Genomic DNA, 3,768 nt, shown 5'->3' on the forward strand with positions numbered 1-3,768 from the left:
ACAGGGCGCAGCCCGAGGAAGCTCGCCGGTTCCCCCACAGGAAAGCGTGCCCTTCCCCAACGACCCCAAAACTACATAAACATCTCGAAATCGAGTCTTCCACTATCCCGCACGTTGTTGAATAACTGTTATTACTGATTTACTTTCCAAACTACTCTCTCAAGAAAAACAAACGATCATTTACAATTCAGAAAAACAAAAGAGACAGCTACTAATTTTAGTAACTGCCTCTTCTTGTTCTGCTTTTACAGACTTTCTTTTTCTCCTAGTACCTCTTCAGCAATATTTACAGCATGGTCCCCAATACGCTCGAGGTTGCTGATCATATCGACAAAGACAATCCCAGCTTGACCTGTACATACACCCTCGTTTAAGCGGATGATATGCTTTTTACGATAACTGCGTTCCATTCGATCCAACTCGTTCTCTTTTTGAACGACAGCCAATGCTTCTTCACGGCTCATATTCTCTAGCGCCCTTGTTGCTTGTTTAACTGTCATCAACGTCAAATCGAACATTGTGTTCAGATCGTCTATTGCTTGTGGAGTCAGATTTACTTTATTTGAATTTTTATAATCAATGAGCTCGATGATATTTTCAAAGTGATCTCCTATGCGCTCCAGGTCTCTAACAGAATCCATGAGTGCAGAGTGTTTGTGGCTTTCCTCATCAGTCAGAGAAGCTTGAGATAAGTCAACTAAATAATCGGTAATCTTCCGATCAAGATTATTTAATGCATCCTCAATCTGCATAGCAATTTCTGAGTGCTTCTGTTGCTTGTTATTCAAGTATAAGCTAGTCTCTTCTAGACCTTTATACGCATATTCACCCATACGAATGACTTCTTCTTTGGCTTGATCCAAAGCAAGTGATGGGGATTGCTCGATAAAGATTGGATCGAGGTGTTGTGGCTTGAATTCGATTAACGAATCTTCACCTGGAACTAACTTAATGACTATCCATGCCAATACAGCTATGAAAGGAAATTGGACGATCGTATTCGCTACGTTAAAGGATCCATGAGCAAATGCAATTGTCATCTCTGGTTCAAGATTCAAGGCTCCTTGCAGCCATTCAACATATAAGGTGTACGGCTTCAGTAACAATAGGAAAACTGTAGCTCCTAATACGTTGAATATAACGTGTACAAAAGCAGCACGTTTCGCTCCAACACTAGCCCCAATCGCCGCTAAAACAGCGGTTATAGTTGTCCCGATATTATCACCGAAAAGAACTGGTAAGGCTGCGTTTAAGTCCATGAGACCTTCACCAAACAGGCCTTGAAGTATACCTATAGTAGCACTTGAACTTTGAACGATAACCGTAAATAATGTTCCGATAACTACACCGAGTACGGGGTTATCACTCATGCTTAAAGTTAAATCTTGAAAAGCTTCTAAAGAGCGTAGGGGCTTCATCCCACCACTCATCGTTTCTAAACCGAAAAATAAAGCACCAAGTCCAAAGACTGTTTGTCCAATGTTTGTCACTTTTTTATTTTTAAAGAAGAAAATTAAGAAGGCACCTACCGCTAAAATAGGAAGACCATATTCTTTAACATCTATACCTATAATAAATGCAGTCATCGTCGTTCCAATATTGGCACCCATGATGACACCGATCGCCTGTCTGAAAGTCATGAAACCAGCGTTGACCAATCCAACTGTCAGCACTGTAGTTGTTGAACTACTTTGAACGAGCATAGTAACGACAGCACCTGCTACTACTCCCATTAACGGGTTGCTTGTAAACCGATCCAATAGTTCTCTCAATCGGTCACCAGCCACTTTTTGAAGGCCATCTCCCATGTACTTAATACCAAATAGGAAGATCCCCAGTCCACCGATGAATTCAAATATCATCTGCTGCACATTGATATCCAATTATTATCATCCCTTTCTTCACCCAAGTTTCTACACATTTTTCTCTTTTTTTCAAAACACCTTATTCATTATTAACGATAGGCAAATTATTTGTAAAGGATATACGTTAATCTTAACAATAAATTTACATTGTATTTATACACACGTAAAATCCGTATGTTTAGAAAATTACGACTAACAAAAAAAGCACCACCTCAAAGATGGCACTTTTCGAAGGAATTAAGACGCTTGTTCTTTGCTCCACTCCCTCTGCTTTTGATCGAGATCCATTCCTTCCTCTATTTCCACACTCTTCAATTGGTTAGCAGCAATCAGGCTAGACAGTTCTTAAGTTAAGGAAACAAGCTGGCTGGAGAAAGAAAGATTAGATATGGAAGATGGTTTAAACATCTTGATATACAGGTATTTCCATTTTTTGTATTTGATGCGATTCATCGCATTTTTCATAAATAAAACACTCCATGTGTCCTTTGATTGTTATACCAATTCAAAGTACAATGAAGTGTTAAGGTTTTGAACTATGAGTTAAATTTCAGTCATCTTCTTGTGCCTTTTTTACTAAGATTTTAGTTCCGTCAACCGAAACAACAACAACGGCATCCTTTTTAGAAATCCACTGTCCATTGGAAACAGCACTATATTCTTCGCCATCCACTTGAATTGTTCCAACCGGCCTCATATCAGTAAGGGCTATCCCTTTATTTCCTACAAGGGAGCGGTACGTTTCTTTCATGGAATTGTATCCCATTTCAGAAGACAACTGATCAGCAAGGGTAATTTTTGTCCACATTTCACGTCGTTTAAACACTTTAAGAAATAATAATGAACCTGCTCCGCCTAGGATGACACCGATCACACTATAAAGGCCGGCAACCCAGTTTGGTGCACTGAACCCTACAGCCACAATCATGGCTCCTGCCCCTATTGTAGCGAGAGTTCCATCATTTAAGAGCTTGCCATCAATGATCATTAAAATAATCCCTAGAAAATAGACAAGCATCATAATGAAAAACATGTCCATAGCCAAATAGCTAGAGAAATAGACCGTAATGAAACCAATTCCCAAAACGGCAAATGCACCTCGCATATTCACGAGTAGTTCCCCGATTAGAAACATGGTACCAAGCATAGTAATAAATAACGCGATCCAATCAAAAGAAAGCATGCTCCTCCCACCCTCTTTCTACTTTCGAATAATACAAGTACGAATCAGCATCCTATTTTGTTTCAATTTTATTATATGATTTCTATATAGCACTAAGCCATGATATAATTTGTTGAGCATATGCACAATGAAGTCTATTTACAATATTTTTACATGGAATAGGCTACAATTAAGTGTCTTGACTTCTCATTTATAATAAAAGCCCTTATAATGAAGATTGGAATTTCTTAATGATACCTTTTTTGTAAGTATACAAAGGAGCGATTTTAAAATGGCAATTACGCACAGAAAAGATACTCGTCCTGTAAAAGTTGGCGATGTTACTATAGGTGGATCAGATGAAGTCGTCATCCAATCCATGACTACCACTAAGACCCACGATGTGGAAGCAACAGTAGCAGAAATTAAACGACTAGAGGAAGCTGGATGTCAGATCGTCCGAGTGGCTTGCCCTGATGACAGAGCAGCAGATGCAATTCCTGAAATTAAAAAACGAATCAACATTCCGCTTGTAGTGGATATCCACTTTGACTACAAGAAGGCTTTAAAAGCAATTGAGGGTGGAGCTGATAAAATCCGGATCAACCCCGGTAATATCGGAAAACGCGAAAAAGTTGAAGCAGTCGTAAAAGCTGCAAAAGAAAAAGGAATCCCGATTCGTATTGGTGTAAACGCTGGATCACTCGAACGACACATTCTCGAGAAATACGGTTATCCTAC

At 39.3% G+C, this 3,768-nt stretch carries 3 protein-coding genes; 1 reads left to right on the forward strand and 2 read right to left on the reverse strand.

The features are described from left to right. Positions 1-245: 245 nt before the first annotated feature. Complete coding sequence (locus LD39_RS09760; RefSeq protein ID WP_197061412.1) at positions 246-1,883, reverse strand: Na/Pi cotransporter family protein; 1,638 nt, start codon at positions 1,881-1,883, stop codon at positions 246-248. A gap of 532 nt (positions 1,884-2,415) precedes the next feature. Continuing rightward, positions 2,416-3,048, reverse strand: a complete 633-nt coding sequence (locus LD39_RS09765; RefSeq protein WP_035545644.1) for an NfeD family protein — start codon at positions 3,046-3,048, stop codon at positions 2,416-2,418. A gap of 271 nt (positions 3,049-3,319) precedes the next feature. On the opposite strand from LD39_RS09765, the gene LD39_RS09770 reads away from it, so the two are divergent. After that, on the forward strand, positions 3,320-3,768 hold a 449-nt coding region (locus tag LD39_RS09770; RefSeq protein ID WP_035545646.1), incomplete at its 3' end, for a flavodoxin-dependent (E)-4-hydroxy-3-methylbut-2-enyl-diphosphate synthase.

It is taken from the genome of Halobacillus sp. BBL2006, assembly GCF_000786645.1.
GTDB lineage: Bacteria > Bacillota > Bacilli > Bacillales > Halobacillaceae > Halobacillus.